Below are 25720 nucleotides of genomic sequence, written 5' to 3' on the forward strand. Positions count from 1 at the left end.
CGCCGCAGAAGCGCAGGTAGGAGGCGTGGGCTGGCTCGGGGTGGTCGAGATCGTGGTGGTGCTGGTCCTGGTTCTGGCGCTGCCGTTGCTGCTGTTCGCGCTGCGCCGTCGCTGGCTGGCTCGCGACGGCGGGACCTTCGAATGCAGCCTGCGGCTGCGCAAGACGACGCCCGGGTCCGGTTGGGTGCTCGGGATCGGGCGCTACAACGAGGAGAACCTGGAATGGTTCCGATTCTTCTCGCTGTCGCTGCGACCGCGGATGTCGTTCCTGCGGCCTGAGGTGCGGGTACTCGAGACGCGGGACCCGAACCCGGTCGAGGCGGTGTCGCTCTTCGCCGGTCAGCGGGTGGTGCGGATCGAGTCCTTCGACCACGCGCCCGACGAGGACTGGGAGCTCGCCATGAGCGGGGAGTCGCTCACCGGCATGCTGAGCTGGCTGGAAGCCGCGCCGCCGGGTATCGCCGGCTACTGATCCCCGGGACCGACCTGCGGCTTCTGAGCGCCGCTCTTGCGGCTACTGGTGTCATGCTGGCGACCGGCTGGGCGCGCTAAGAGCTACTGCGAGGACGTCGTTCGTTACCCCGCACCCGGCGTGGAGCTCGCTCAGAGCTTGTGGAGCTTCGTGTAGGGAGCCTTGACCCGGATGCGCTCGGTCCCGAAGATCACGGTGACCGCATAGCTTCCCTCGATGGTGGCGATCTTGCCCACCCCGTACTTGTCGTGGCTCACCTGATCATCGACAGCGAATTCCTTGGCCGGCTCGCTCTCGCGGTTACTGAAAGGACTGTGGGCAAGGTGTCGCCGGGACCCGGCAGGTGCATTCATCCCTTCCAGTATGGTCCCCAAAACGGCCACCGGCAAACAGCGGGCGCTCTCGAGGCTGTGGTTGGCGCCCCGTAGGTCGAAACCTACGCTTCCGTAGGTAAGTTCTGCCCCGCTCGGAAAAAGCGACCGGTGCGCCGCTACGCTGGCCACGGCCGCACCGTTTGTGCACTCGCGATCCTGGCCCGGTCGACCTGACCGAAAGGTGGGCTGAATGCCGACTGCTGTTCTCGCCGAACGACCGATGCCGCGCCCGACCCGTGCGGCCAGCGACTACTCCGAGCTGCTCAACCTCGTCCGCGCCGCCGGGCTGATGGAGCGCCGCCGGGGCTACTACATCACCAAGCTGGCGCTCACGCTGGCGGTCGTGGTGCTGGCGTGGGCCTGCGTCCTGCTGCTGGGCGACGGGTGGTACCAGCTGGGTGCCGCGGCGGTGCTGGGCATCGCCGTCACGCAGCTGGCGTTCATCGGGCACGAAGCCGCACACAAGCAGATCTTCGCCTCCGGTCGAGCGAACGAGTGGTGGGGCCTGGTCATCTCCAACCTCTTCGTCGGCCTGAGCTTCTCCTGGTGGCTGAACAAGCACAACCGCCACCACGGCAACCCGAACACCATCGGCAAGGACCCCGACCTCTACGACCCGGTGGTCGCCTTCACCCCCGACCAGGCGCGGGAACGTACGGGTGTGATCCGCTGGATCAACCGGCGCCAGGGCTACCTCTTCTTCCCGCTGCTGACGCTCGAGGGCATCAACCTCTATCGGGACGCGTTGCGAACGGTGTTCGGCCCGCGCCCGGTGAAGCGCCGGGCCATGGAGATCTGGATGCTGGCGGTGCGTCTCGGTCTCGGTAGTGCGCTGCCGTTCGTGCTGCTGCCGCCCGGGGTGGCCGCGGCGTTCCTCGGGGTCTTCCTGGCCGTGTTCGGGGTCTACATGGGCTCGTCGTTCGCACCCAACCACAAGGGGATGCCGGTGTTGGAGGAGCGTTCCCAGCTCAACTTCTTGAGCCGCCAGGTGCTGACCTCGCGCAACATCCGCAGCAACCCGTTCGTCGACTGGATGATGGGCGGCCTGAACTTCCAGGTCGAGCATCACCTCTTCCCGAGCATGCCCCGGCCGCACCTGAAGGCTGCGCAACAGATCGTGCGGACCTTCTGCGCCGAGCGGGGCGTGGCGTACACCGAAGTGGGGTTGTTCCGTTCGTACCGGATCGTGGTGCAGTACCTCAACCGGGTGGGCCTGGGTCACCGCGACCCGTTCGAGTGCCCCCTGGTGGCCAGCCACCGCCCGTTCTGAGCCCGGGTCAGCGGCGCAGCTGGCGCACCGACTCCATCTGCTGTCGCATCGCGTTCGTGAGCTGCTGGGCGGCAGCGAGGTCGACATCGGTGGCAGCCGCGACGTCGCGACCGTAGTGATAGCGGTATTGCCAGGTGATGGTGTTCTGCAGCCGGAAGACCTGGGTGGCGAACCGGCCGCCGCCGTCGGGCCGGGCGAGAAGATAGCCGAGCTGCTCGTCCGCCGGCCGCCCGGCGGACGGCAGCGCACGCAGCGAGACCGACCGGCCCGCCACCCGCAGGCTCGACCGGACGGCGCAGGCATCGAGCGCTTCGGCCACGGCGGCGAAGTCCCGGTCGGCGGCCGCCGCGTCCGGGTAGCGATAGGTGAACAGCGAGATCGATGAGCTGCCTTCGTTCAGCCAGTACGTCGACACGCCGTCGACGGCGGCCTCGGGGAACTGGTTGCCCTCGGTCGGGTTGAACAGCGGGCTGCACGCGACCGGATCGACCACGAGGCTCGATGGACGGGGACTGTCGCGGTCCAGGGTGGACACGTCGTTGGACCCGTCCGACCGGACCATGCCGGCGTAGACCCCGGCGAGCTCGTCGGCGGTGAAGTCCGCCGGCGGCGCCCAGACCGCGCGCCAGAGGCCGAAGGCGAGCGCAGCCACTGCGGCCGCCGCGACCAGGATCAGCAGGGCCCGCCGGGCTCGCCGGCGCACCGGCCGGGGTCCGAAGTCGAGCACATCCGGCTCGCCCGGAACTGCGGCCGGAGTCGTCGCACCGTCGTGGGGCGAGGTCATCGTGAAAGTCTATTCCGGGCCCGGCGGCGCCGCCGGGCCCGGAGACCTCAGCTCACTCCTTGGTGGCGAAGGCGGCGTCGAACGACGAGGCCGGCGGAGTGATCGCGTTCAGGGTGCGGATGAACTGCAGCGCCTCGGGCGCGCCGTCGAGGCGGTCCATGCCGGCGTCCTCCCACTCGATCGAGATCGGGCCGGCGTAGCCGATGTGGTTGAGCATCCGGAAGATGTCCTCCCACCGGGTGTCACCGTGCCCGGTCGAGATGAAGTCCCAGCCGCGACGCGGGTCGGCCCACGGCAGGTGCGAGGACAGCTGCCCGTTGCGGCCGTTGTGCATCCGCAGCTTGGTGTCCTTGCAGTCGACGTGCAGGATCTTGTCCTTGAAGTCCCACAGGAAGCCGACGTAGTCGAGGTTCTGCCACACCATGTGGGAGGGGTCGAAGTTGAGCCCGAACGCCTCGCGGTGTCCGATCGCCTCGAGGGTGGCGACGGTGGTCCAGTAGTCGTAGGCGATCTCCGACGGGTGTACCTCGTGGGCGAACTTCACCCCGACCTCGTCGAACACGTCGAGAATCGGGTTCCAGCGGTCGGCGAAGTCGGTGTAGCCGGCCTGGATCACGTCGTCGGCCACCGGCGGGAACATGGCCACGTAGTGCCAGATCGAGGACCCGGTGAAGCCGATCACGGTGTCGACCCCGAAAGCCCGGGCGGCGCGGGCCGTCATCTTCATCTCCTCGGCGGCGCGCTGGCGCACCCCCTCCGGGTCGCCGTCGCCCCAGACGCGCGGGTTCACCATGTTCTTGTGCCGGTCGTCCACCAGGTCGCAGACGGCCTGGCCGTTGAGGTGGTTCGAGATGGCCCAACAGCCGAGCCCGTACTTCGCCAGGGTGTCCTTCTTGGCCTGGACGTACGCCGGGTCCGACGCCGCCTTGGCCACGTCGAAGTGGTCGCCCCAGCAGGCGATCTCGAGGCCGTCGTATCCCCAGTCCGACGCGAGCCGGCAGACCTCCTCGAAGGGCAGATCGGCCCACTGCCCGGTGAACAGGGTGACGGGTCGGGGTTGACGGGGCTGGGCCTGGCCCGTCGCCTCGGCGAGGGTGGCTACGTCGTCGGTCATCTGGGATCTCCTCGTTGTGATCGGATGGGAACTTCGATACAGGGTAGGGGTGGCCGGTCAGGCCGGTGGCTGCTGCGGTCCGGATCGGTCTGTGGTCGGGGTGGACGTGCCCACCCGGTCACCGCCGGGCACCCAGAGTGTCTCGCCGTCGGTGCCGTTGACCACCCTGGTCAGGATGAACAGCAGGTCCGACAGCCGGTTCAGATAGGTCAGGGCCGCCACGTTGATCCCGCCCGGACGCTCACCGTCGGACGGTTCGGTGCCATAGGTCTGCGCAGCGTGCCAGGCGGCGCGCTCGGCGCGGCGGGTGACCGTCCGGGCCACGTGTAGGTAGGCCGCCGCGGGGGTGCCGCCGGGCAGGATGAAGGAGCGCAGCGACGGCAGCGGGTCGCCGAAGGCGTCGCAGTCGGCTTCCAGCCGGTCGACGTAGTCCTGCGTCACCCGCAGCGGCTCGTACGCCGCGTCGAGTGCCAGTGGGTTGCTGAGGTCGGCGCCGAGGTCGAACATCTCGTTCTGGATCCGCTGCAGCACCGTGGTCACCTCGACCGGCAGCCCGCCCAGCGCCAACGCCACCCCGAGTGCCGAGTTGGCCTCGTCGACGTCGCCGTACGCCGCGACGCGGGGATCGGTCTTGTCGGCCAACGACATGTCGGACAGCCGGGTCTGGCCACCGTCGCCCGTGCGGGTGTAGATCCGGGTCAGGTTCACCATGGCTGAACCCTACGGGGATCTCCGACGGGCGCGTGTCCGGGTCCCGAGATGCATCGCGGCCTGTGGCAGGCTGGTCGGCGTGTCGACATCTGCCCGCCGGCTGCTCCTCCCCGCAGCCCTGCTGACCCTGCTGCTCACCGCCTGCGGGAGCATCCCGACAACCGGATCGGATGCCGCGGCGCCGAACGGGCCGGCCGGTCAGGAGCAGTGCGAATACCCAGCGAGCGGCCAGCCGGCGAAGCAGGTCGACCCACCGCCCACCACCGGGGTGGCGACCAGCGGCGACCTGTCCGCCACCTTGGCGATGACCGAGGGTGACGTCACCCTGACCCTCGACCCGGCCCGCGCACCCTGCACCGTCAACTCCTTCCTGTCGCTGGCCGACCAGGGCTACTTCGACAAGGTGAAGTGCCACCGGCTGGTCGACTCGGGCATCTTCGTGCTCCAGTGCGGCGACCCGTCCGGCAGCGGCAGCGGCGGCCCCGGCTACACCTTCGCCGACGAGCTGGACGGGACCGAGACGTACGGCGCCGGGGTGGTGGCGATGGCGAACGCGGGGCCGAACACCAATGGCAGCCAGTTCTTCTTGGTCTATGAGGACTCCAGCTCGCTGTCGGCTGACTACACGGTGTTCGCGACGATGGATGAGACCTCGCGCGGTGTGGTGGCACGGATGGCGACCGAGGGTCAGGATGGCTCCAGCCCCAGTGGCGGCGGGGTGCCGAACAACCCGTCGGAGATCATTTCCGTGCGCACCACCGGGTGAGCCGGCGAGCATGACTGCGGAGCCCGGGGAGCCGCGACGGCGGTGGCTGCGGTCGCTGCCCGCCCCGGCGGCGGTGGAGGTGCTGGTCACCGCCGAGTACGGGCTCACCGGACTGCACCCACGGTTGTACCGCTCGCTGGTCAATGACGTCTTCGTCCTGATCGACCAGGTCGGCACCCCGCGCTTCGCGCTCAAGGTCTACGCCGCTGACGGCTGGTCGGCCGATGAGGTGCGATGGGAGCAGGAGCTGGCCGGCCGGCTGGTCGGCGTGGCGCTCAGCGCGGCGGAGCCGCAGCCAAGACTCGATGGCGACCTGGTCGGGGTGTTGGACGCGCCCGAGGGGCCGCGGCCGTACGCGCTGACCCGCTGGGCCGGCGGCGAGAAGCCGGTGCCGCCGTGGTCGGATCAACTCTACGCCGACTTCGGCACCCTGCTGGCCCGCTTCCACGAGGTGGGCGACGCTTTCGTCACCCCGTGGCCACGGGCAGCCGCGGACCCCCTCGCCCGGCTGCCCGGGGTGCTGGACGCCCTCGCCGGCACACCGCAGCAGCAGCTGGTCGAGCGCACCGTCGACTTGGCGATGGCTCAGCTGGCGGACCTGATCGGCGGCGGACCGCAGGTGCCCACAGTCCCCGGGGAGCCACAGCCCGGGGAGCTGCGGCACGGGGTGCGGCACGGTGACGCCTCGCTCGACAACCTGCATCGCACCTCGGCGGGGCTGCGCCTGCACGACTTCGATCTGTCCGGGCCGGGCTGGACCTGCGCCGACCTGACCGGGGCGCTGTCGACGCCGCACGCGGGGGCATTCCTCGCCGGCTATATCGCGGTTCGTCCGCTGACGGACGCCGAGCTGGCCGCTCAACCGGCGCTGCGTACCCTCGAGCTGGTGGCCAACCTGGGTTTCCACCTGGTCCAGAAGCCGGCTCTGCTCGGGACGGCCACGCTGACCGAGGGCTGGGTGGACCGCGAGCTGTCGGCCCTGGCCGTCATCGACCGCCAGGCCCGCTAACGGATGGGGCGGTGACCCCGCCTTCGGTCGCCGACCCCACGGTGAGCGTCCGGGCACCGACGATCAGCGCCAGCAGCACCGGAAACTCCAGATAGGCGTGATAGGTCGCCAGTGCGGCGTACAGCGCCTTGCCCTGGATGTAGTCGCTGACGAACAGCACCGCCAGCACCCCACCGCCCCCGAGGCCGACGGCCCAGGCGCGCCAGCCCCGCAGCCACGGCACCCTGGCGTCGAACGCGGCGGCCGCGTCCGGGGCGAAACGCGGCAGGAACCCGACCCAGACGACGTAGTGCATGGTCTGCAAGAAGGCGAAGACGACGAGGAAGCGCAGCCCCCAGACCGGGTCGGCGGCCGGGGGAGCGCTGGCCGCGACCACCTGGGCGCCGGAGCCGACGAACCGCTGCACCAGGCCCGGGTTCACCGACGTCCACCGGTCGAACACCCCCACCAGGACCAGCGTGGGTACGACCACCACCCAGCCGACCTGAGCGAACCGGAACGCGAACCGTGCGCGTGCGCGCGGCAGCCGCCGCGCCCAGTCCCACAAGAAGACCAGCGGCACCAGGTTGTGCAGGTGGGTCAGCACCACGAAGTGGTACGCCGGCGCGCTCAGCGAGGCGACCGCGGCGAGGACCAGGCCGACCAGCCCGACCAGCAGCCGCACCCCACGCAGCCCGATGAGGCAGCCGGCGGCCAGGATGGCGTAACCCAGCACGATCTCGGCGGTGCGCGCCGGTGCGGGCCACCAGCCGGCGGCCAGCCGGCAGCCGACGATGCCGGTGCTCAGGCCCAGCAGCAGCAGCAGGAACCGGCCGGTGAGCAGACCCGCGAATCGGCCGGCGACGTAGCGGATCTCCAGCACGTTGTGCAGCACACCGAACACCATCAGCCCGAGCACCGTGGTGCTCAGCGGCGCGCGCAGGGCGATGCCGAGCGCCACCACGGCCGAACCGCCGATGACCGCGACCAGCAGCTGAGCAGCAGGCACACTGGTGCCCGTGGTCGGAGCGAGCTGGTGGGCATCGCTCGTGCTGACCTGCGTCATCGAGGTGCCTTCCTATCTGCTGGCGTTCCGCGCTCTGGGCTGGCTGTCGTGGCGCACCGCCGATTCCGGCCACGGCCTGCGGCCGAGAAGCGTCATCGTGCTCGCTCTCGGGGTCAATCTGGCGACGCACCCGCTGCTATGGGCGGCACTGACGGCGACCCGGTGGTCGGCGACGGAGCCGGTGCTCGCCTTGGCACTGGCCGAGCTGGCCGTGGTCGTGGTGGAGGGCACCGTTCTCGCCGTCGCTCTCCACCGGGAGGCCGGCTGGGCCTACCTGGTGGCGCTCGGCGTCAACGCAGCCTCGGTTCTCGCCGGGCTGGTGCTGGCGCCCCTGGTCAGCGCCGGTGCTTGGGTTTCCGGCTGATCCAGACCGTGACCAGCGCCAGCAGGCCAACGACCACCAGCGCGATCACGATGGTGCCGGCGAAGCCGTTGGTCCGGCTCGGGAAGACGGGCTCGGGGGTCTGCAGCACCACCATGGCGAGCAGCTGGGCCACCGCCAGGGCAGTCACCGGCGTCGCCGGAGTGCGCGGAGGACGATGATCAGGCCGACGGCCACCACCACGGCCAGCACCACGATGATCACCACCGGGGCAGCAGCGTCGGCCGGCGACGGCGCGACATCGAGCGGCAGCAGCAGCCGAGGCAGGTAGGACGACGACAGGGGCATTCAGGACTCCTTCACGAGACTGGTGCGCAGCGGCGCCACGAATCGGCGCAGTGCGTCGACGAAGACCGTCGGCTGTTCCGCGTGCACCCAGTGCCCGCTCCGTTTGACGGTCAGCGACAACGTCTGCGGGAACAGGCGGCGCATCGCGGGGACGCGTTCGGGGGTGATGTAGTCGGAGTCGGCACCGGCCATCCACAGCACCGGCCCGGGGTACGGGTCGACGTCCAGCTCGGGCCAGTCACCGAGCGCGGGCAGGGAGTCGCCGAGCAGGTCCAGGTTCATCTGCCAGCGCCAGCGACTGCCGTCCCGGCGGAGGTTCTGCAGCAAGAAGGAGCGGATGGTGGGGTCGGCGACGTACGGCTGCAGGCCGGCGTCCGCGGCGGTACGGTCGGCCAGCGTGTCGAGGTCTAGGGCGCGCATGCCACGGACGTACTCGGCGAAGTTGGAGAGCCGCTCGTAGCGCACCGGGGCGATGTCCACCACGCACAGCCGTTCCACCAGCTGCGGGTGGGTCAGGCCCAGCGCCATCGCCACCTTGCCGCCCATCGAGTGGCCCACGACCGCCACCCGGGGGTCAGCTGAGCGCCGCACGTGGTCGGCAATGGTGCCGGCGACCTTCTCGGCCATGGCCAGATAGCTGAACCGTTCGGACCACGGTGAGCGGCCGTGATCGGGCAGGTCGACGAGCAGGCAGCGGTGGTCATCGGCGAGGGCCTTGGCGACCGAGGTCCAATTCTTGCCCTGACCGAAGAGGCCGTGCAGGAAGACGACCGCCGGACCGGTGTCTCCGATGGTGGTGGTGTACAGGCTGCCCGAGTCGGTGGCGCTCATCGGCGGCGCTGCCAGCAGCTGGTGTGCCAGTGTCGCCGCTCGTCCAGGCCACTGGCCGACAGCAGACCTGGCTGGTCGGGCCAGACGACGACGTGCGGCGTGCCCGGCGCGATCGACTGGTTGCAGCCGGGACAGCGGTACGCCTTGGTGGCCGCGGCGCCGGAGATGCTGCGGACGATCCAGCGGCCGTCGTGCTTGGTGGCGGCGCTGGCGTGGCCGGAGCTCAGCGGTCGAGCCGGACGGGTGTGCTTGCTGGGTCGACGGGCCACCGGTCAGCCCCGTCCGGGTGCGTCAGACCGCAGCGCGGCCAGGGCGGTGGCGGGGTCCGGGTCGGCGGCCAGCTGTTCGAGCAGCCGGGTCGGCCGGTCGGTTGGCTGCGCGGTCTCATCGAAGATCGCGGCCTGGGTGTCACGGACCGCGACCGGGCCGAGCTCGGCCAGCAGGTCGAACGGCTTGGGCATCGCGCAGCCCAGGCTCATCCCGGTGTCGATGTCGGAGCAGCGGGCGTAGCCGGTCTCGACCATCCGGACAGCGGCGTTGAGGTAGGGCGTGACGAGGGCGTCCACCACCTCGTCCGTCCGTGGCCGGCGAGGGGGAGCCAGCACGGCCGGCGCCGCGGCGTCGGCGTAGCCGTAGAAGCCCTGACCCGACTTCCGGCCGAGCATTCCCGCGGTGACCAGCGTCCGCAGCAGCGGGGCGGGTGCCTGCGTCGGATCCTTCGTCTCGTCGTACAGCCGTTCGCAGACGGCGAGGGAGACGTCGAGGCCGACCAAATCCAGCAGGGCCAGCGGGCCCATCGGATAGCCGGCCCGTTCGGTCATCGCCGCGTCGATCTCCTCCCGGCTCGCCCACCCGTCGGCGTAGAGCCGGACGGCGCGGTTCAGGTAGGACACCAGCAAGGCGTTGACCACGAAACCGGCGCGGTCGGTGCAGGTGATCGGACTCTTGCCCACCGCAGCCAACACCGACCGAACCTGGTCGAGCACCGCTGGGTCGCTCCGTATCGTCGCGACGACCTCCACCAGCGGCTGGACCGGGGCCGGGTTGAAGAAATGCACACCGACCACCCGCTCGGGCCGACTGGTCGCGGCGGCGATGGCGGTGACCGACAGCGATGACGTGTTCGTGGCCAGGACGGCGTCGGGATCAGCAGCCTTGTCGATGCGGGTGAACAGCGATGTCTTCAGCGCGAGGTCCTCGCTGACCGCTTCGATCACCAGCGACGACCCGGCCACCCGAGCGAGATCGGTGGTCAGCTCGACCCGGTCGTGCAGCGTGCGCTGGGCCGCGGTGGTGAGCTTGCCCCGGGCCACGGCGCGGTCGGTGGAGCGGGTCAGGATGTCCCGACCGCGGTCCAGGGCCGCGGCGTTGTCCTCGATGCCGGTGACCGCGTACCCGCTGCGAGCAAAGACCTCGGCGATCCCGGCGCCCATGGCGCCCAGCCCGACGACGGCCACGCTCTGCTCGGCGAACTTGTCCACCGGCAAAGTCTCGCAGATGGCCGAACCGAGCCCTCGGTGTGCGCAGCCGCCGGAGCGGCGCGACGTCTCGGGTACGGTGAGGCCCGTGCGTTTGGTGATTGCTCGGTGTCAGGTGGACTACGCGGGTCGGCTGACCGCCCACCTCCCGATGGCGACTCGGCTCATCCTGGTCAAGTCCGACGGGTCGGTCTCCATCCACGCCGACGACCGGGCATACAAGCCGCTCAACTGGATGAGCCCGCCGTGCACGCTGACCGAGCTGCCGCCTCCGGATCCCGCCGATGACGCGGTGCCCGGTCCCGAGCCGCTGACAGCGGTCTGGGAGGTCAAGGGCAGAGACGGCGACACCCTGCAGATCTCGCTGGCCGACGTGCTGCACGACTCCAGCCACGAGCTCGGCGTCGACCCCGGGCTGCGCAAGGACGGCGTGGAAGCCCATCTGCAGGCGTTGTTGGCCGAGCACCCGGAGACCTTCGGACCCGGCTGGTCGCTGGTACGCCGGGAATACCTCACCCCGATCGGCCCGGTCGACCTGCTCTGCCGCGACGCCGGCGGCCGCTACGTGGCGGTGGAGGTCAAGAGGCGCGGCGACATCGACGGGGTGGAGCAGCTGACCCGCTATCTCGAGCTGATGCGCCGCGACCCGCTGCTCGGCGACGTGCACGGCGTCTTCGCCGCCCAGCAGATCAAGCCGCAGGCGAAGGTGCTGGCCCAGGACCGCGGCATCACCTGCGTGACCGTCGACTATGACCTGCTGCGCGGGATGGACGACCCGTCGGAGCGGCTCTTCTAGTCGGCCGGGCCCCGCCAGGCAGGGGTACGGCGGCTCAGCTGCGGGCAGTGCCCGACTCGGGCGCACCCGGTTCGGACCCAGCCGGTCCGGACCCGGCCGTTTCAGACCCGGCCGGTTCGGACCCAGCCGGTTCGGACCCGGCCGGTTCGGGCGCCGCTGATTCGGACGCCGGTGACTCGGACGCAGCCGACTCGGTGTCCTCGCCGGCCACATCGGAGTAGGACAGCTCCGGCACCTCGGGCAGGTTCTCCGCGGTCTGCAGGGCCAGGGCGCTGAGTGAGGCCAGCTGGCTGAGCATCTCGTGCTTGCGGCGGTTGAGCAGGTCCTGCTCGGTCCGCATCTGCCGCTTGCGCCAGGCGAACTCCTGCCGTGCCCGCTCGTCGATCGTGCTCGCGCGCTGCCGGGCCTCGGTGACCATAGCCTCGGCGTCGCGGGCGGCGGCGAGCCGCGTCTGCTCGGCCTCGGCGAGGGCGGTGGCCCTGACCTGCGCTGCCTGCTCGGTCTCGCGACTCAGGTGCTCCGCGGACTCGCTGTGCCGCGCGGTCGCCTCGGCCAGCAGCGCACTGGTCTTCGCGGTCGCCTGGTCGTGGGCGTCGCGCAGCTCGGCCAGGGTCTGCTCCCGCTGCGCCAGCGCCGCGGCCCGAACGGCGTTGGCCTCGTTCTCGGCCTCCGCCCGTGCGGTGGCGACGTCGCTCTCCGCGGCCGCACGCAACGCCGACGCTTCCGCCTCGGCGGTGACGCGCAGCGACTGGGCCTCCAGCTCGGCTGCCTGCAGCAGAGCGCGGGCGGCCGCGTCGGCCTCGGCGGTGACGGCCTCGGCGCGCAGCCGGGCGGCGGCCAGCAGCTGGGCGGACTCCGCCATCGCCTTCTCCACCACGGCGGCCGCGTCGGTCTCGCCCTGACGTCGCAGCGCCTCCACCGAGGCCAGCTCAGCGGCCTTGACGTCGGCGAGCTCGGCGGCGGTGTTCTCGCTGACCCGCCGAGCCTCCAGCCGCGCCTCCTCGATCGTACGGTCGGCGTCCCGGTTGGCCTGCTCGGTGACGTCGCGCGCCTGCTCCTCGGCGATGCGCAAGATGTCGCCGGCGCGACCTCCGAGGTTGGCGTAGCTCGGCTCGTTGTCCGCGGCACGCGACTGCAGCTCGGCGAGCTGGCGGGTCAGCTGCTCCTTCTCCTGTGCGGTGGCGGCTTCCACGCTGTCGAGGTGCTCGGTGACGCGCCGCACGTAGTCGTCGACCGCAGCGGGGTCGTACCCCCGGCGAACCACGGGGAAGGCGGATCCAGCTGCACGCTGGTGATGGTCGAGTGCGGTCACGTTCGAGTTCCTCACTGTGCTGAGTTCGGGTCGGCTCCGGGCCGCTCCCGCACCGCGCTGTCGGGCCCCCGGGCGTGCTCAGCCTAACTTCTGGGTCGAAGCGCTGCCAAAGCGCGACGACCGGTGTCGGCTCAGCGCAGATAGCTCGCGCCGTTGAAGTCGACCACCGCGCCGGAGACCCATTCGGCGCTCGGCTCAGCCAGGGTCACGATGGCGGCGGCCACCTCTTCCGGCGTGGCCACCCGGTCGAACGGGCTCTGGCCTCGAACGGCGTCGCCGCCGGGGCCGTCCAGCGCAGCGGCGGCCATGTCGGTGGCGATGAAACCGGGCGCCAGACTGACCACACTGATGCCCTCGGGGGCCAGCGCGACAGCCATCGACTGCCCGAACGCGTGCAGCCCGGCCTTGCTGGCACCGTATGCGGGCACGTCCGGCTCACCGCGGTAGGCGCCGCGCGAGCCCACGTTGACGATGCGTCCCCGGGGCAGACCCTCGGCCGGCGGCACCTCGATCATGTGACGGGCGATGCACCAGGTCAGATTGGCGGCGCCCATCAGGTTCGTGGCCAACGTGGTCTGCCAGGCCTGCACCCACGCGTCGTAGTCCACGTCGGTGATGCGGTGATCCCCGCGCCGACTTCCCTGGCTGGGGTTGAGGAAGAGGGCTGCGTTGTTCACCAGCACGTCCACCCGACCCAGCGCGGCGATGGCTTGTCCGGCCAGGTCACGAACAGCACCCGGCTGGGACAGATCGCCCTGGACCACGCAGTGCCCCGTCCCCGGGAGCTCCGACAGCAGCCGGCGAGCCAGCTCCTCACCCGAGTGGTAGTGCACCGCGACCCGGTCGCCACGCTCGGCGAAGGTTCGTGCGGCCGCTGCGCCCACCCCGCGCGACGAGCCGGTGATCAACACGCCGCGTCCAGGAGCTGCCATGAGGGCAGCGTAGACGCCCGGGACGGCAGCCGCGTCCCTTGCCCGACAACAGGCTTCACCGCGCCGACAGCGGTGGAACTTCGTCCACCGCCCCCCGGCTCAGCCCTGGTCGCCCGGCTGGTTGGCGCGCAGGCGTTCGGTCCCGGCCGGCGGCAGCTGTCCCGGTGGGATCAGCACCGTCGCGTCCGGATCCGCCTCCGGCGCCGGGGTCTCGCGGATCAGCGTTGTCTCCTCGTCGGGGCCAGGGTCAGCCTCGGCGCCAGGATCAGCATTGTCGGTGTTGGCGTTGTCGGTGTCGGAACGGTCGGTGTCGGAACGGTCGGTGTCGGAGCTGTCGGCGTCGGAACTGTCGGTGTCATGGGCTGAGCGGGAACCGGCCGGTGGCATCGACGGCGGCAGGCTCGGCGGCCGGAGCACCGTACGGTCGGGGCTGTCGCCGTCGAAGTCGTCCATCTCCTCGAGCTCGGGGAACGTCGACGCGGTCTGCTCGGCCAGCGCCGACAGACTGGCCAGCTGATTCATCACCGCCTGCTTGCGCTGGGTGAGCAGCTCGGTCTCGCGCCGCAGCTGCTGCTTGCGCCAGGAGAACTCCTGCTGCGTACGGTCGTTGATGGCGGCGGCCTGCTTCTTGGCCACAGCGATCCGCTCCTCGGTCTCGCGCAGGGCCTCGAGCTTGACGCGTTCGGCCTCGGCCAGTGCCTCGGCACGGATCCGCACCGCCTCGGCGATGTCGGCCTCCAGCCGCTCGGTGGCCTCCTTGTTGTGCTGGCTGGCCTCGGCCAGCAGAGCGGCGGTCCGGGCGACCGACTCCTCGTGCACGGCGCGGAGCTGGGCGATGGCCTGCTCCCGCTCGGCGGCGATCTGCTGCCGGACGTCGGCAGCCTCCTTCTCCACCGTGCGCCGCAGCGTCTCGGTGTCGAGATAGGCCGTCTGGCGCAGCGTCTGCACCTCCTGCTCGGCCTCGCGCCGCAGCGCCTCGCCCTCGCGACGGGCGGCGGCGACGATGGCGGCGGCTGTCGCCTTGGCCTCGGCCAGCTGTTGGGCCGCATCCTCCTCGCCGCGCGCCCGTAGCTGCTGGATCTCGGCCAGGCCACGGCTCCGCAGCTCGCCACCATCACGTTCGGCGGACAGCCGCGCGGCGTCGGCCTCTCGGCGCGCCACCTCCTTGATCCGCTCCGCATCGGTGGTCGCCCGGTCGACGACCTCGCGGGCCTGCTCCTCGGCCAACCGGAGGATGTCGGTGGCCCGCCCGCCGAGGTTGGTGTAGTCCACGTCCTCGGCGGCGGTGCGGGAGGAGGCGTCTTGGAGCTGTCGCTCGAGCTCCTCCACCCGCTGCTCCAGACCGCCGGCCTGCCGACGGGCGTGCACCACTGCTCCTTCGAGCGTACGGACGTAGTCGTCGACCGCGGTTCGGTCGTAGCCACGCAGCGCAGCCGGGAAGTTGCCGACGGCGCTCGCCGTCTCGTCGAAAAGGTTGAGTCCGGTCTCGTCGGAAGAAGTCACATCGGGTCCTCTCGTGATCATCACCCACCGTAGCGGCTGGGCGTGCGGAGTCCTGGGGTCAGCCGGCAGTCGGCGGCTGCGTTTCGAGATCGTTAACTTGCACCAGCTCCACCAGTACGCCGCCGGTGTCCTTCGGGTGCACGAAGTTGATCGCCGAGCCCCGGGTGCCAGTCCGGGCGTGATCGTAGAGCACCCGCAGGCCATGCTCCCGCAAGGCGGCCGCGGCCGCAGCCACGTCGCTGACCCGATAAGCCAGCTGCTGCAGCCCCGGGCCGGAACGCTGCAGAAACGTGGCGAGTGCGGAGTCCGGACCGAGCGGCGCGAGGAGCTGGACCTGGCTGGCGGCGGGGTTCTCCGGACCGGCGGCGAGCATCGCCTCTGCGACACCCTGGGCCTCGTTGACCTCGCGATGGACCAGCCGCAGACCCAGCACCTCGGTGTGGAACGCGATGGCGGCGTCCAGGTCGGCGACAGCGATGCCGACATGGTCCACGGCCAGCAGGTACGGGGCCAGGACCGACCCCGGGGCGGGTGTGCTCACGTCGGCTAGTGTCGCGCACAGGTGCCAGACTGGCGTCGGCGGTCGGTACGGCCACCGTGATGCGCGGCGCGGCGGAACGAGGAGGGTCATGGGATCGGTCATCGTGGGCGGGGCACGGACCCCGATCGGGAAGCTCCTCGGCGGACTCAAGGACTTCTCCGCCGCCGACCTCGGCGGGTTCGCCATCGCGGCCGCCCTCGAGCGGTCGGGCGTGCGGGGCGCCGACGTGGACTACGTGATCATGGGTCAGGTGCTGCAGGCGGGCAACGGCCAGCTCCCGGCCCGGCAGGCCGCGGCGAAGGGCGGGATCCCTCTCACGGTCCCCGCCATCACCGTCAACAAGGTGTGCCTGTCCGGTCTGAACGCCATCGCGCTGGCCGACCAGCTGATCCGCGCCGGTGAGTGCGACATCGTCGTGGCCGGGGGGATGGAGTCGATGACATCGGCGCCACACCTGTTGCCCCGGTCCCGCTCCGGCTTCAAGTACGGCGACGTGACGCTGCGCGACCACCTGGCCCACGACGGGCTCTGGGACGCGTTCACCGACCAGGCGATGGGTTCGCTGACCGAGGGCTGCAACCTGGGTGACGTCGGTGTCAGCCGGGAGGAGCAGGACGCGTACGCGGCCCGCTCGCATCGCCGCGCCCAGGCCGCCACCGAGTCCGGGCTGATGGCGGAGGAGATCGTCGCGGTCCGGATACCTCAGCGTCGCGGCGACGACGTGGTGGTCGACCGCGACGAGGGCATCCGCCCCGGCGTCACCGCGGAGTCGCTGGCCACCTTGGCCCCGGCGTTCGCCCCGGACGGCACCATCACGGCCGGCTCGTCGAGCCCCATCTCCGACGGCGCGGCGGCAGTGGTGGTGACCAGCCGACGGGTGGCCGACGAGCGCGGGCTGAGCGTGCTGGCCGAGATCGGCGCGTACGGGCAGGTCGCCGGTCCGGACTCGTCGCTGCAGCTGCAGCCGGCCCGCGCCATCGAGGTGGCCTGTCGCAAGCAGGGCCTGGCGCCGACGGAGCTGGACCTGATCGAGATCAACGAGGCCTTCGCCGCCGTCGGCGTCGCCAGCGCCCGGGCGCTGGGCCTGACCGCGGACCAGGCGGACGCGAAGGTGAACGTGAACGGCGGCGCGATCGCGCTCGGCCACCCGATCGGGGCCTCCGGCGCCCGGTTGGTGCTGCACCTGGCGCTGGAGCTTGGCCGGGCCGGTGGCGGGACCGGCGTGGCGGCGCTGTGCGGGGGCGGCGGTCAGGGCGACGCCTTGGTCCTGACGGTCCCGGTGCGGGGCTGAGCCGCCGGTGGCCTTCGACGACCTGGACACGCTGCTGGCCGCGGTCCGCCGTGGCGACCCGCGGGCGGTGGGCCGGCTGATCTCGCTGGTGGAGAACGCCGCCCCGGTGCTGCGGTCGGTGATGCGCGAGCTCGCCCCCGACACCGGTCGGGCGCGGGTGGTGGGGCTGACCGGGTCGCCCGGGGTTGGCAAGTCCACGACGACGTCGGCCCTGGTGCACGCGCTGCGCCACCGCGGTGACCGGGTGGGCGTGCTCGCCGTGGATCCCTCCTCGCCCTTCACCGGTGGTGCGCTGCTCGGCGACCGGGTGCGGATGCAGGAGCATGCCCTGGACCGCGAGGTGTTCATCCGATCGATGGCCACCCGCGGTCACCTCGGCGGGCTCGCCGTCGCCGCCCCCCAGGCCATCCGGGTGTTCGACGCGGCCGGCTGCGACACGGTGCTGGTCGAGACCGTCGGGGTCGGCCAGTCCGAGGTGGAGATCACCGCCACCGCCGATACCACCGTGGTGCTGCTGGCGCCCGGGATGGGCGACGGGGTCCAGGCGGCCAAGGCCGGCATCCTCGAGATCGGTGACGTGTTCGTGGTCAACAAGAGTGACCGGGACGGGGCGCCGGCGCTGGTGCGCGACCTGCGCACCATGATCGGGATGGCCGACCGGGCGCCGGGGGAGTGGAAGCCGCGGATCGTCACCACGGTGGCCTCGCGCAACGAGGGCATCGATGACCTGGTCGCCGCGGTGGCGGCCCATCAGGACGCGACCCGGGCCGACGGAAGCTGGCAGCGGCGGCGGTTGGCCCGGGCCCGCGACGAGGTGACAGCCCTGGCCCTGGCGATGATCAGGTCGCGCTTCACGCTGACCGGCCGGGCCGGGCTGGAGGCGCTCGCCGAGGCCGTCCGCGACGGGCGTACCGATCCCTTCACGGCCGCTGACCAGGTCGCCGGGCAGGTCTGAGGCGACTGCGGCGTGGCACCACCGCCGGCCGCCTCGGGTGCTGTATACAAGGGGCGTTCTGCATCCGCAGAAGAGTCAAGTCTGGTGAGGTCCGACATGAAACTGGTCAAGAAGATCCTGCTGGTGTTGGTGGTGACCTTCGCGGCCTTCTATCTCGTCACCCGCCCGGAGGCCGCAGCGACTGCCGTGCGTGGCGCCTTCGACGCCGTGGGCGGCGCCTTCGAGTCGATCGTCACCTTCTTCACCACCCTCGCGGGCTAGGTCGGTGTTCAGCGGTCTCAGCCGGGTGGTCGACCCTCACGTCGACAAGTACCTGCTGCTGGCCGACGGTGAGCAGATCGTCGACGAGGTACGCCGGCACTGGATGGCCATCGCCGGACCGGTGCTGCGGTTGGTGCTGGCCGTGGTCATTTTCGTCGCCGCGTTGTTCCTGGATGCCCGGCTCGCCTGGGTGCCGATCGTTCTCGCGCTCGGGATCGCTCTGCAGGCCTGCTGGCGGATCCTGGGCCAACACATGGACCGGTTCGTGATCACGAACATGCGGGTCTTTCGGGTCCACGGCATCCTGTCCCAGAACCGGGCCACCATGCCGATGTCGAGGATCCTCGACATCACTGTCGAGAAACCCCTGCTGGGAAGGCTCTTCGGCTACGGCCACCTCGTCTTCGAGTCCGCCGCCCAGGATCAGGGCCTGCGCGACATCCGCTACGTCGGGCGCCCGGACGCCCGCGACACGGTGATCCAGACGGTGATCCAACGGGCGGGCCTGCGCGCCAGCATGCACGGCACGGTGGAAAATGGACCACCGTGACTGATCGCGTGCCCGACAGAACGAGCGAACCACGGTCCGAACCGGGCGCTGCGGTGCGGATCCCGAAGGGCGACGTCGGTCGGGGACGACACCGGCTGCCGTTCGACCCGATCGAGGAAGCGTCGCGGCTGTGGTCCGAGCGCTGGGGTGAGACCCCGCGGATGCGCGCCGTCACGTCACTGATGCGGGTGCACCAGCTGGTCCTGACCGAGCTCGACGAGCGGCTTCGGCCGCTGAACCTGACGTTCGCCCGCTACGAGGTGCTGGTGCTGCTGGCGTTCTCCCGCCGCGGTGCGCTGCCGCTCGGCAAGATCGGGGAGCGACTCCAGGTGCACGCCACCTCGGTCACCCCGCTGGTCAAGCGGCTGGAGAGTGCCGAGCTGATCAAGCGATCGCCGCATCCCGAGGATGGGCGGGCGGTGCTCGCCTCGATCACGCCCAAGGGCCGGGCGGTGATGGAGCAGGCCACCGAGATCATCCTCGACGCCCAGTTCGCCCTCGGCTCGCTGACCGAAGAGCAGTGCGACGCACTGACGCAGGTCCTGGTCGCCCCGCGCGAGGCGGCCGGGGACTTCTGACGTGCGGGTCCTCGCCGTCGCCGACTCGGACTCCTATCTGAAGTGGAGCGCAGCGACGCTCGCCGCGCTGCCCGCGGACTGGCACCGTGAGCTCGTCGTGGTGGACAACCCGATCGCGCCGTCGCCGGCTCAGGTCCGGGCCGCCACCAGCCAGGAGGTGGTGAGGCTTCCCGCCAGCGCGCTGGCGGCACGGCTGCGCGCCAGCCGGCCCGAGGTCGTGCTGCTCGGCTGCACCGGGCCGGTGGTACGAGCCCTCAGCGGTCTGCCGGCACTGCGCCGCGGAAGCACCGCGGCCGGGCGGCGGCCGGTGCTGGTCACCGGTCTGCCGGGGATGAGCATCCCGGCCACGGCGCGGGCTGTGCAGCTGCGGGCCGGGTGCGACCTCGTCATTGTCCACAGCCATCGCGAGCAGCGGGACTTCGCCGCCCTGGCCCAGACTCTGGCGCCGTCGCTGTCGGTGGGGCTGGCCCGGCTGCCCTTCCTGGCCCGAGCGGGCGACGGTGTCCCCTTCGGGCTGGGCGACGGTGTCCCCTTCGAGCTGGGCGCCGGTGGCGACGACGTGGTCTTCGCGGCCCAGGCGAAGGTCCCGGCGACGGCGGCGGAGCGGGAGGCGGTGCTGCTGGCGTTGGCCCAGCTGCAGCGGCCGCTGACCGCGGTGGTCAAGGTCCGCGCCGGCCGGGGTGAGCAGCAGACCCACCGCGAGGAGCACCCGTACCCGGAGCTCTGGCAGCGTCTGGTCGGCGAAGGCCGGGTGGCGGCAGCGGACGTCCGGTTTGCCGACGGGCCCATGGCCACCGCCCTGGCCTCGGCCCGAGCGCTGGTCACGGTCTCCTCGACCGCGGCGCTGGAGGCGCTGGCCGCCGGGCTCGAGGTGTGCGTGCTGTCCGACTTCGGTGTCTCGCCGGAGCTGCTCAACGAGGTGTTCGCCGACTCGGGCTGCCTCGGCACCTTGGCCGAGGTGCGCGCCGGGGAGTTTCGGCGTCCGGACCCGGACTGGCTGCGGGAGAACTACTTCCACCCCGACTCCGAGGCCGACTGGCTGCGGCAGCTGGAGACCCTGCTCGAACGCCGTGCGGCCGGTGCGCTGCCGACCCCGCCACGGCCGGCGGTGGGTTCGCCGGGGTCGGCACTGCGGCGCCGACTCAGACTGGCGCTGCCCCGACCGGTGTGGGCTCGGCTGCAGCAGGGCCGGGACCTGACGCGGCGGCTGCGACCGGTGCCTCGCCGGCCCCCGTCCGGGCGCTGACCACCAGATCGCACAGCTCCCGTACGGCGCCACGACCGCCGGCTCGGCCCAGCACCAGCCGCGCGGCCGTGCGGACCTCGGGGTGGGCGTCGGCCACGGCCACCGGCCAGCCGACCACCGCCATCGGGGCGAGGTCGTTGACGTCGTTGCCGAGATAGGCCACCCGGTCGGCGTCCAACCCATGGTCGGTCAGCCACCGGCGCAGGGCAGCGGCCTTGTCGTCCACGCCCTGCAGCACCTCGACCCCCAGCTTGGCCGCCCGGACAGCCACGACCGGGTTGCGCTCCTTGGACACGATGAGCAGCGGTACGCCGGTGGCGCGCAGCCGAGCGACCCCGAGCCCGTCGCTGCGACTGACCCGAACCGATTCCCGGCCCGTCTCATCGACGTAGGCGGTGTCGGTGGTGTGGACGCCGTCGAAGTCGGTGACCACGGCATCCACGTCCCCCAGCGCGGCGGCCGGGCGGGGCGGGCCCACGATGGTGGCGAGCGCGTCGGCCAGCAGCAGCTCGGGCGTCGAGTCGATCTCCACCGCCGTCAGCTCGGCGACCGGAACCACGCCGGTACGCCCGAAGAAGCGGTGCCGGTGCTGACGGAACCCGGCCGCGTCCATCACATAGAACGCGCCCGTCTCGCGGAAGTCCGGTCGTCGATCCTGGCGACGCGGCCGGAAGGCGGCGTCGTGATTCTGGCCCCGGACGGCTCCGCTGCCCGGTTCGGTGTGGTGGTCGAGATCGCGCCAGAGGAACTCATAGGTCGCCAGCCCAGAGAAAGCGGTGTCGACGGTGCCGGCCCGGACCAGAGCGACACCGGCGTCGAGGTCGCAGGGGTCGATGAACGGGCTGGTGCACTGGACGAGGACCAGCACCGCGGGGCGCACCCCGGCCTCAGCCAGCACGTCGAGGCCGTGCAGCAGGGCGGACTCGGAGGTGGCCACGTCGCCGGCCAGAGCGGCCGGGCGGATGATCACCCGGGCCCCCGCCGCCCGGACCGAATCCGCGATCGCGTCGTCGTCGGTGGAGACGTAGACCGCATCGATCTGGTCCGCGGCCAGGCAGGCCGCCACCGCGCGCCCGACCAGAGTGACACCGCCGACCCGGCGCAGGTTCTTGCCCGGGATGCCCTTGGACCCGCCGCGCGCCGGGATGATCGCCACGGTCCGAATCGGGGGTGTCGCTGTCATGGCGGAAACGTACGGCGCGCACCTGTCGACGAGGTGAACTCCAGATGTACCCCGGCCGATGACGAGTGGGCGTCTGGGTGGGAGGACGACTCGCATCGCTGCTGAGGCAGAGGCTCAGGTGATGCGTCGCGCTCACGCCGCGGTCATCCGACTGGCCGGAAAGCCGCCTACTGCAGCGGCGGAAACGCGGGTTGGCTGGGGTTGCGGAACCCGGTCGCGGGCCCTAACGTTCCGAGCACCATCGGCGACCAGGGCAACGGGCGGTGGCGGCCAGTCCACTCGACGGAGAGACCATGAGCACTGTGACCACATCCGCTCCCGGGACGTTCCAGGGGTCCAGTCGGCAGAGCCCCGCGCGGCCCACCGTGAGCGCCGCCGCCCGGTGGCAGCCGCTGGGGCTGGACGCGGCGGCGATCACCGGCGGGTTCTGGGCCCCGCGGCTGCAGGCCAACGCCACCGGGGCGATCCGGTCCGGGCTCGAGCGGTTGGAGGCGGCCGGGAACCTGCAGAACTTCCGGATCGCCGCCGGGTCCGCGGACGGCGACGCGATCGGTCCGATCTTCGCCGACTCCGATGTCTACAAGTGGCTGGAGGCCGTCGCCTGGGAGTACGCCCGCAACCCCGACCCGGAGCTGGCGCGCATGCAGTCCGAGGTCACGGCCCTGGTGGCGGCAGCGCAGCAGGACGACGGTTATCTCGACTCCGTGGTGACCATCCGCTACGGCCGCGACGGACGCTACCGGGATCTGGACTGGAGCCACGAGCACTACTGTGCGGGGCACCTGATCCAGGCCGCGGTGGCGCAGTCGCGCTGCACCGGTGACCGGGCGCTGCTGGAGGTGGCGATCCGGGTCGCCGACCATCTGGTGGCCACCTTCGGCGAGGACAAGCACCACGACGTGGACGGCCACCCCGTGATCGAGATGGCCTTGGTGGAGCTCTTCCGAGAGACCGGGACGAAGGCCTACCTGGAGCTGGCCCGCTATTTCGTCGAGGCGCGTGGTCATGGCCTGATCGCCCGGCATGGCAAGGCACCGACCTACTTCTCCGACCGGGTTCCGGTGCGGGCGGCGACCACGGTCGAGGGCCACGCTGTCCGGGCCGTCTATCTCGGGGCGGGGGCCGCTGACCTCGCCACCGAGACCGGCGACACTGAGCTGCTGGCGGCGTTGGCCGGGCAGTTCCGGCAGATGTGGGCGACCAAGACCTACCTCACCGGCGGGCTGGGCTCGCGCTGGGAGGGCGAGGCGTTCGGCGACCCGTACGAGCTGGCCTCGGATCGGGCCTACGCCGAGACCTGCGCCGCCATCGGCGGCATCCAGTGGGCCTGGCGGATGCTGCTCGCGACCGGTGACTCCTGCTACGCCGACGCCGTCGAGCGGATGCTCTACAACGGCTTCCTCGCCGGGGTGTCCCTGGCCGGCACGGAGTACTTCTACGTCAACACGCTGCAGGTGCGCCACGGCGCGCACGCCGACGAGCACCGGACGCCGGTGGGCGGACGGCTCGGCTGGTTCGACTGCGCCTGCTGCCCGCCCAACATCATGCGGACCTTCGCCAGCCTGGCCGGCTATCTCGCCTCGTCCGACGAGAACGGTCTGCAGATCCACCAGTACGCCACCGGCACCTTGGACGGCGGGGGCTTTGAGGTGGAGGTCAGCACCGACTATCCGTGGGACGGCCGGGTGGCGATCACCATCGGGGCGGCGCCGTCGGTCTCGGCCACGCTGTCGCTACGGGTGCCGGCCTGGGCCGGCGGCGCCACCGTGGCGGTGAACGGGGACGTCCGGCCGGCCGCCCCGGGCTACCTGGTCCTGGACCGGTCGTGGACGGCCGGGGACCAGGTCGTGTTGGAGCTGCCGCTGGCGGTGCGGGTGGTGCAGGCTGACCCGCGGATCGATGACCTGCGCTCCTCGGTGGCGCTGGAACGTGGCCCGTTGGTCTACGCCTTCGAGCAGGTCGACCAGGCGGTGGATGTGGTCCTCGACGACGCCGAGCTGGTGCCGGCCGGGATCACTGCACGGCACCGCCCCGAGCTGCTCGGCGGGGTCACCGCGCTGGCCGCCACCGGTCGGCGCGGTGGAGGTCATCTCGACGACGGGTGGCCGTACCGGGAGTATCGAGGTGGCGACGTCGCGGCGGACCCGGGCGGCGCACTCGCCCTGACGGCGGTGCCGTACTACGCCTGGGCCAACCGTGAGCTGGGGGCGATGCGGGTGTGGCTCCCGGTGGCGAAGGACTGAGCTCGACCGAGGGCCCCGCTGCTCAGCCGGCCGGGTAGTTTGGGCAGTCCGAACGTAGCTCGCCCGGACGCGCAGCTCATAGTGGAGGTTCGCCATGACGTCCAGCCCCTCGACCGGTCGGCAGCGCTGGGCGGCCGCGTTCGCCGCGGCCCAGGCTCGCGGCCAGGTCCGCGACGCCGACTTCACCACCCTGTCCGGGGCGGAGGTCGACCCCGTCTACGGCCCCGAGGAGGCCGACGCCGACCCGCGGATGGAGCGGATCGGGTGGCCGGGTGAGTTCCCCTTCACCCGAGGGCTGCACGCCAGCGGCTATCGGGGGCGTGCCTGGACCATCCGTCAGTTCGCCGGCTTCGGCAACGCCGAGCAGACCAACGAGCGCTACCGGATGATCCTGGCCGCCGGGGGTGGCGGCCTCAGTGTCGCCTTCGACATGCCCACCCTGATGGGCCGCGACTCCGACGACCCGGTCAGCCTCGGCGAGGTCGGGCACTGCGGTGTGGCGATCGACTCGGCCGCCGACATGGAGCGGCTGTTCGCCGGCATCCCGCTGGACGGCGTCACCACCTCGATGACCATCTCCGGCCCCGCCGTGCCGGTGTTCTGCATGTATCTGGTCGCGGCCGAACGACAAGGCGTCGACATCGCCACCCTGAACGGCACCCTGCAGACCGACATCTTCAAGGAGTACATCGCCCAGAAGGAGTGGCTGTTCGCTCCGGAGCCGCATCTGCGGCTGATCGGCGACCTGATGGAGTACTGCAGTCGCACCATCGCGGCCTACAAGCCGCTCAGCGTCTCGGGCTATCACATCCGTGAGGCCGGCTCCACGGCCGCGCAGGAGCTGGCCTTCACCCTGGCCGACGGCTTCGGCTACGTCGAGCTGGGGCTCTCCCGCGGTCTCGACGTCGATGTCTTCGCGCCCGGACTGAGCTTCTTCTTCGACGCCCACCTCGACTTCTTCGAGGAGATCGCCAAGTTCCGCGCCGCGCGGCGGATCTGGGCCCGCTGGCTACGGGACCGGTACGGCGCCACCACCGCCAAGGCGCAGGGCCTGCGGTTCCACACCCAGACCGCCGGAGTCTCGCTCACCGCCCAGCAGCCGTACAACAACGTGGTCCGCACCGCCGTGGAGGCGTTGTCGGCGGTGCTGGGCGGGACCAGCTCGCTGCACACCAACGCCTTGGACGAGACGCTGGCCCTGCCCACCGCGGAGTCGGCCGAGGTCGCACTGCGGACCCAGCAGGTGATCGCCGAGGAGACCGGCGTGCTCAACGTCGCCGACCCGCTCGGCGGCTCCTGGTATGTCGAGGCACTGACCGACCGGTTGGAGGCCGAGGCGGAGGCGATCTTCGCCCGGATCCTGGCGATGGGAGGCGGCGAGGAACGCGACCACCCGATCGGTCCGATGACCTCAGGGCTGCTGCACGGCATCGAGACCGGTTGGTTCACCGGGGAGATCGCGGAGGCGGCGTTCCAATACCAGACGCAGCTGGAGAAGGGTGACAAGCGCGTCGTGGGGGTGAACTGCCACACCGCCACGGTGACCGGCGAGCTGCAGATCCTGCGGGTCGGGCACGAGGTGGAGACTGAGCAGGTCGCCGCCCTGACCGCCCGCCGTGCGGCGCGCGACGACGCGGAGGTACGCCGACGGCTGGCGGCGATGGTCGAGGTCGCGCGGGGCACCGGCAACCTGGTCGAACCGATGCTGGCTGCGGTCCGCGCCGAGGCGACGCTGGGCGAGATCTGCGACGCGCTCCGCGCCGAGTGGGGTGGCTACACCGAGCTCGCGCGCTTCTGAGCGCCGC

The 25720-nt window shown here is 71.4% G+C and carries 29 protein-coding genes; 14 read left to right on the forward strand and 15 right to left on the reverse strand.

Translation table 11 applies throughout. The features are described from left to right. Positions 1 to 25 precede the first annotated feature (25 nt). On the forward strand, positions 26 to 472 hold the full coding sequence (locus AC1XX3_RS12570; RefSeq protein ID WP_483321482.1) for a DUF2550 domain-containing protein: 447 nt from the start codon (positions 26 to 28) through the stop codon (positions 470 to 472). 131 nt (positions 473 to 603) lie between these two features. Here the strand turns inward: AC1XX3_RS12570 and AC1XX3_RS12575 are convergent, their stop codons facing one another. After that, entirely contained in the window at positions 604 to 729 is a 126-nt protein-coding gene (locus AC1XX3_RS12575) for a hypothetical protein (protein ID WP_483321483.1), read from the reverse strand. 307 nt (positions 730 to 1036) lie between these two features. On the opposite strand from AC1XX3_RS12575, the gene AC1XX3_RS12580 reads away from it, so the two are divergent. Then, a complete protein-coding gene (locus AC1XX3_RS12580; RefSeq protein WP_483321484.1) occupies positions 1037 to 2116 on the forward strand; it encodes a fatty acid desaturase family protein in 1080 nt (359 codons plus the stop codon). 7 nt (positions 2117 to 2123) lie between these two features. On the opposite strand, the gene AC1XX3_RS12585 is transcribed toward AC1XX3_RS12580, so the two are convergent. The 3 genes from AC1XX3_RS12585 to AC1XX3_RS12595 are packed head-to-tail and all read right to left on the reverse strand — an operon-like array spanning position 2124 to position 4725. Then, positions 2124 to 2900, reverse strand: a complete 777-nt coding sequence (locus AC1XX3_RS12585; protein ID WP_483321485.1) for a hypothetical protein — start codon at positions 2898 to 2900, stop codon at positions 2124 to 2126. A 52-nt stretch (positions 2901 to 2952) separates the two neighbouring features. Beyond that, positions 2953 to 4014, reverse strand: a complete 1062-nt coding sequence (locus tag AC1XX3_RS12590) for a sugar phosphate isomerase/epimerase family protein (protein WP_483321486.1) — start codon at positions 4012 to 4014, stop codon at positions 2953 to 2955. Positions 4015 to 4071: 57 nt separating this feature from the next. Continuing rightward, complete coding sequence (locus AC1XX3_RS12595) at positions 4072 to 4725, reverse strand: cob(I)yrinic acid a,c-diamide adenosyltransferase (RefSeq protein WP_483321487.1); 654 nt, start codon at positions 4723 to 4725, stop codon at positions 4072 to 4074. A 79-nt stretch (positions 4726 to 4804) separates the two neighbouring features. Here AC1XX3_RS12595 and AC1XX3_RS12600 point away from each other — a divergent pair, with 79 nt between their 5' ends. Next, entirely contained in the window at positions 4805 to 5491 is a 687-nt protein-coding gene (locus AC1XX3_RS12600) for a peptidylprolyl isomerase (protein ID WP_483321488.1), read from the forward strand. 10 nt (positions 5492 to 5501) lie between these two features. Beyond that, positions 5502 to 6500 carry a phosphotransferase enzyme family protein gene (locus AC1XX3_RS12605; RefSeq protein ID WP_483321489.1) on the forward strand — a complete coding sequence of 333 codons (999 nt, stop codon included), beginning with the start codon at positions 5502 to 5504 and terminating at the stop codon, positions 6498 to 6500. Here the strand turns inward: AC1XX3_RS12605 and AC1XX3_RS12610 are convergent. Continuing rightward, positions 6478 to 7545, reverse strand: coding sequence for a hypothetical protein (locus AC1XX3_RS12610; RefSeq protein WP_483321490.1), 1068 nt, complete (start codon positions 7543 to 7545; stop codon positions 6478 to 6480). The two genes, AC1XX3_RS12605 and AC1XX3_RS12610, sit on opposite strands and share 23 nt — an antisense overlap. Here AC1XX3_RS12610 and AC1XX3_RS12615 point away from each other — a divergent pair. Next, positions 7529 to 7909 carry a hypothetical protein gene (locus AC1XX3_RS12615; RefSeq protein ID WP_483321491.1) on the forward strand — a complete coding sequence of 127 codons (381 nt, stop codon included), beginning with the start codon at positions 7529 to 7531 and terminating at the stop codon, positions 7907 to 7909. The two genes, AC1XX3_RS12610 and AC1XX3_RS12615, sit on opposite strands and share 17 nt — an antisense overlap. Here the strand turns inward: AC1XX3_RS12615 and AC1XX3_RS12620 are convergent. Genes AC1XX3_RS12620 through AC1XX3_RS12640 form a run of 5 tightly spaced genes read right to left on the reverse strand, consistent with a single transcriptional unit; the run spans position 7881 to position 10527 of the window. Continuing rightward, positions 7881 to 8057, reverse strand: a complete 177-nt coding sequence (locus AC1XX3_RS12620; RefSeq protein ID WP_483321492.1) for a hypothetical protein — start codon at positions 8055 to 8057, stop codon at positions 7881 to 7883. The genes AC1XX3_RS12615 and AC1XX3_RS12620 overlap by 29 nt on opposite strands. Further along, positions 8054 to 8215 (reverse strand): hypothetical protein, encoded by a 162-nt coding sequence (locus AC1XX3_RS12625; RefSeq protein WP_483321493.1) that lies wholly within the window; start codon positions 8213 to 8215, stop codon positions 8054 to 8056. Before AC1XX3_RS12625 ends, AC1XX3_RS12620 begins: the two co-directional genes overlap by 4 nt. Continuing rightward, a complete protein-coding gene (locus tag AC1XX3_RS12630; protein WP_483321494.1) occupies positions 8216 to 9046 on the reverse strand; it encodes an alpha/beta fold hydrolase in 831 nt (276 codons plus the stop codon). It lies immediately after the preceding gene. Continuing rightward, positions 9043 to 9315, reverse strand: a complete 273-nt coding sequence (locus AC1XX3_RS12635) for a hypothetical protein (RefSeq protein WP_483321495.1) — start codon at positions 9313 to 9315, stop codon at positions 9043 to 9045. Before AC1XX3_RS12635 ends, AC1XX3_RS12630 begins: the two co-directional genes overlap by 4 nt. 3 nt (positions 9316 to 9318) lie before the next feature. After that, positions 9319 to 10527, reverse strand: coding sequence for a 3-hydroxyacyl-CoA dehydrogenase (locus tag AC1XX3_RS12640; protein ID WP_483321496.1), 1209 nt, complete (start codon positions 10525 to 10527; stop codon positions 9319 to 9321). A gap of 85 nt (positions 10528 to 10612) precedes the next feature. On the opposite strand from AC1XX3_RS12640, the gene nucS reads away from it, so the two are divergent. Beyond that, the gene (gene nucS / locus AC1XX3_RS12645) at positions 10613 to 11320 is read left to right on the forward strand and encodes an endonuclease NucS (RefSeq protein ID WP_483321497.1); all 708 of its coding nucleotides are present in this window, start codon (positions 10613 to 10615) and stop codon (positions 11318 to 11320) included. Between the two features lie 34 nt (positions 11321 to 11354). Here nucS and AC1XX3_RS12650 read toward each other — a convergent pair whose 3' ends face one another. The 4 genes from AC1XX3_RS12650 to mce all read right to left on the reverse strand — a co-directional run bounded on the left by AC1XX3_RS12650 (position 11355) and on the right by mce (position 15608). Further along, a complete protein-coding gene (locus AC1XX3_RS12650; RefSeq protein WP_483321498.1) occupies positions 11355 to 12632 on the reverse strand; it encodes a DivIVA domain-containing protein in 1278 nt (425 codons plus the stop codon). 131 nt (positions 12633 to 12763) lie between these two features. Continuing rightward, entirely contained in the window at positions 12764 to 13564 is an 801-nt protein-coding gene (locus AC1XX3_RS12655) for an SDR family NAD(P)-dependent oxidoreductase (RefSeq protein WP_483321499.1), read from the reverse strand. Between the two features lie 99 nt (positions 13565 to 13663). Next, a complete protein-coding gene (locus AC1XX3_RS12660) occupies positions 13664 to 15067 on the reverse strand; it encodes a hypothetical protein (protein WP_483321500.1) in 1404 nt (467 codons plus the stop codon). Positions 15068 to 15125: 58 nt separating this feature from the next. Next, positions 15126 to 15608, reverse strand: a complete 483-nt coding sequence (mce, locus tag AC1XX3_RS12665) for a methylmalonyl-CoA epimerase (protein ID WP_483321501.1) — start codon at positions 15606 to 15608, stop codon at positions 15126 to 15128. Positions 15609 to 15696: 88 nt separating this feature from the next. Between mce and AC1XX3_RS12670 the strand changes: the two genes are divergently transcribed. From AC1XX3_RS12670 to AC1XX3_RS12695, 6 genes are all read left to right on the forward strand, one after another. After that, complete coding sequence (locus AC1XX3_RS12670; protein ID WP_483321502.1) at positions 15697 to 16899, forward strand: acetyl-CoA C-acetyltransferase; 1203 nt, start codon at positions 15697 to 15699, stop codon at positions 16897 to 16899. Positions 16900 to 16906: 7 nt separating this feature from the next. Further along, entirely contained in the window at positions 16907 to 17854 is a 948-nt protein-coding gene (gene meaB / locus AC1XX3_RS12675; RefSeq protein WP_483321503.1) for a methylmalonyl Co-A mutase-associated GTPase MeaB, read from the forward strand. A 96-nt stretch (positions 17855 to 17950) separates the two neighbouring features. Next, positions 17951 to 18115, forward strand: a complete 165-nt coding sequence (locus AC1XX3_RS12680; protein WP_483321504.1) for a hypothetical protein — start codon at positions 17951 to 17953, stop codon at positions 18113 to 18115. A 4-nt stretch (positions 18116 to 18119) separates the two neighbouring features. Next, positions 18120 to 18665, forward strand: a complete 546-nt coding sequence (locus tag AC1XX3_RS12685; RefSeq protein WP_483321505.1) for a PH domain-containing protein — start codon at positions 18120 to 18122, stop codon at positions 18663 to 18665. 8 nt (positions 18666 to 18673) lie between these two features. Next, a complete protein-coding gene (locus AC1XX3_RS12690; protein WP_483321506.1) occupies positions 18674 to 19243 on the forward strand; it encodes a MarR family winged helix-turn-helix transcriptional regulator in 570 nt (189 codons plus the stop codon). A gap of 1 nt (position 19244) precedes the next feature. Then, positions 19245 to 20489: a DUF6716 putative glycosyltransferase gene (locus tag AC1XX3_RS12695; protein WP_483321507.1), complete on the forward strand. Its 1245-nt coding sequence runs from the start codon at positions 19245 to 19247 to the stop codon at positions 20487 to 20489. Here AC1XX3_RS12695 and AC1XX3_RS12700 read toward each other — a convergent pair. Further along, complete coding sequence (locus AC1XX3_RS12700; RefSeq protein ID WP_483321508.1) at positions 20386 to 21672, reverse strand: cytidylyltransferase domain-containing protein; 1287 nt, start codon at positions 21670 to 21672, stop codon at positions 20386 to 20388. The two genes, AC1XX3_RS12695 and AC1XX3_RS12700, sit on opposite strands and share 104 nt — an antisense overlap. A 293-nt stretch (positions 21673 to 21965) precedes the next feature. Here AC1XX3_RS12700 and AC1XX3_RS12705 point away from each other — a divergent pair, with 293 nt between their 5' ends. Together AC1XX3_RS12705 and icmA are read left to right on the forward strand one after the other, a co-directional pair. Continuing rightward, on the forward strand, positions 21966 to 23915 hold the full coding sequence (locus AC1XX3_RS12705) for a glycoside hydrolase family 127 protein (RefSeq protein ID WP_483321509.1): 1950 nt from the start codon (positions 21966 to 21968) through the stop codon (positions 23913 to 23915). A 94-nt stretch (positions 23916 to 24009) separates the two neighbouring features. Then, positions 24010 to 25713, forward strand: coding sequence for a coenzyme B12-dependent isobutyryl-CoA mutase large subunit (gene icmA, locus AC1XX3_RS12710; protein WP_483321510.1), 1704 nt, complete (start codon positions 24010 to 24012; stop codon positions 25711 to 25713). The last annotated feature ends 7 nt before the right edge of the window (positions 25714 to 25720 follow it).

The organism is Microlunatus sp. M237 (assembly GCF_056896895.1).

What these genes read in the sequence shown, in the direction of transcription:
- AC1XX3_RS12590 (WP_483321486.1), bottom strand. Translation starts at nt 4,014, where the DNA reads ATGACCGACGACGTAGCCACCCTCGCCGAGGCGACGGGCCAGGCCCAG.
- AC1XX3_RS12705 (WP_483321509.1), top strand. Translation starts at nt 21,966, where the DNA reads ATGAGCACTGTGACCACATCCGCTCCCGGGACGTTCCAGGGGTCCAGT.
- icmA (WP_483321510.1), top strand. Translation starts at nt 24,010, where the DNA reads ATGACGTCCAGCCCCTCGACCGGTCGGCAGCGCTGGGCGGCCGCGTTC.
- AC1XX3_RS12655 (WP_483321499.1), bottom strand. Translation starts at nt 13,564, where the DNA reads ATGGCAGCTCCTGGACGCGGCGTGTTGATCACCGGCTCGTCGCGCGGG.
- AC1XX3_RS12700 (WP_483321508.1), bottom strand. Translation starts at nt 21,672, where the DNA reads ATGACAGCGACACCCCCGATTCGGACCGTGGCGATCATCCCGGCGCGC.
- AC1XX3_RS12580 (WP_483321484.1), top strand. Translation starts at nt 1,037, where the DNA reads ATGCCGACTGCTGTTCTCGCCGAACGACCGATGCCGCGCCCGACCCGT.
- AC1XX3_RS12625 (WP_483321493.1), bottom strand. Translation starts at nt 8,215, where the DNA reads ATGCCCCTGTCGTCGTCCTACCTGCCTCGGCTGCTGCTGCCGCTCGAT.
- AC1XX3_RS12605 (WP_483321489.1), top strand. Translation starts at nt 5,502, where the DNA reads ATGACTGCGGAGCCCGGGGAGCCGCGACGGCGGTGGCTGCGGTCGCTG.
- AC1XX3_RS12670 (WP_483321502.1), top strand. Translation starts at nt 15,697, where the DNA reads ATGGGATCGGTCATCGTGGGCGGGGCACGGACCCCGATCGGGAAGCTC.
- AC1XX3_RS12630 (WP_483321494.1), bottom strand. Translation starts at nt 9,046, where the DNA reads ATGAGCGCCACCGACTCGGGCAGCCTGTACACCACCACCATCGGAGAC.
- AC1XX3_RS12585 (WP_483321485.1), bottom strand. Translation starts at nt 2,900, where the DNA reads ATGACCTCGCCCCACGACGGTGCGACGACTCCGGCCGCAGTTCCGGGC.
- AC1XX3_RS12680 (WP_483321504.1), top strand. Translation starts at nt 17,951, where the DNA reads ATGAAACTGGTCAAGAAGATCCTGCTGGTGTTGGTGGTGACCTTCGCG.
- AC1XX3_RS12610 (WP_483321490.1), bottom strand. Translation starts at nt 7,545, where the DNA reads ATGACGCAGGTCAGCACGAGCGATGCCCACCAGCTCGCTCCGACCACG.
- AC1XX3_RS12595 (WP_483321487.1), bottom strand. Translation starts at nt 4,725, where the DNA reads ATGGTGAACCTGACCCGGATCTACACCCGCACGGGCGACGGTGGCCAG.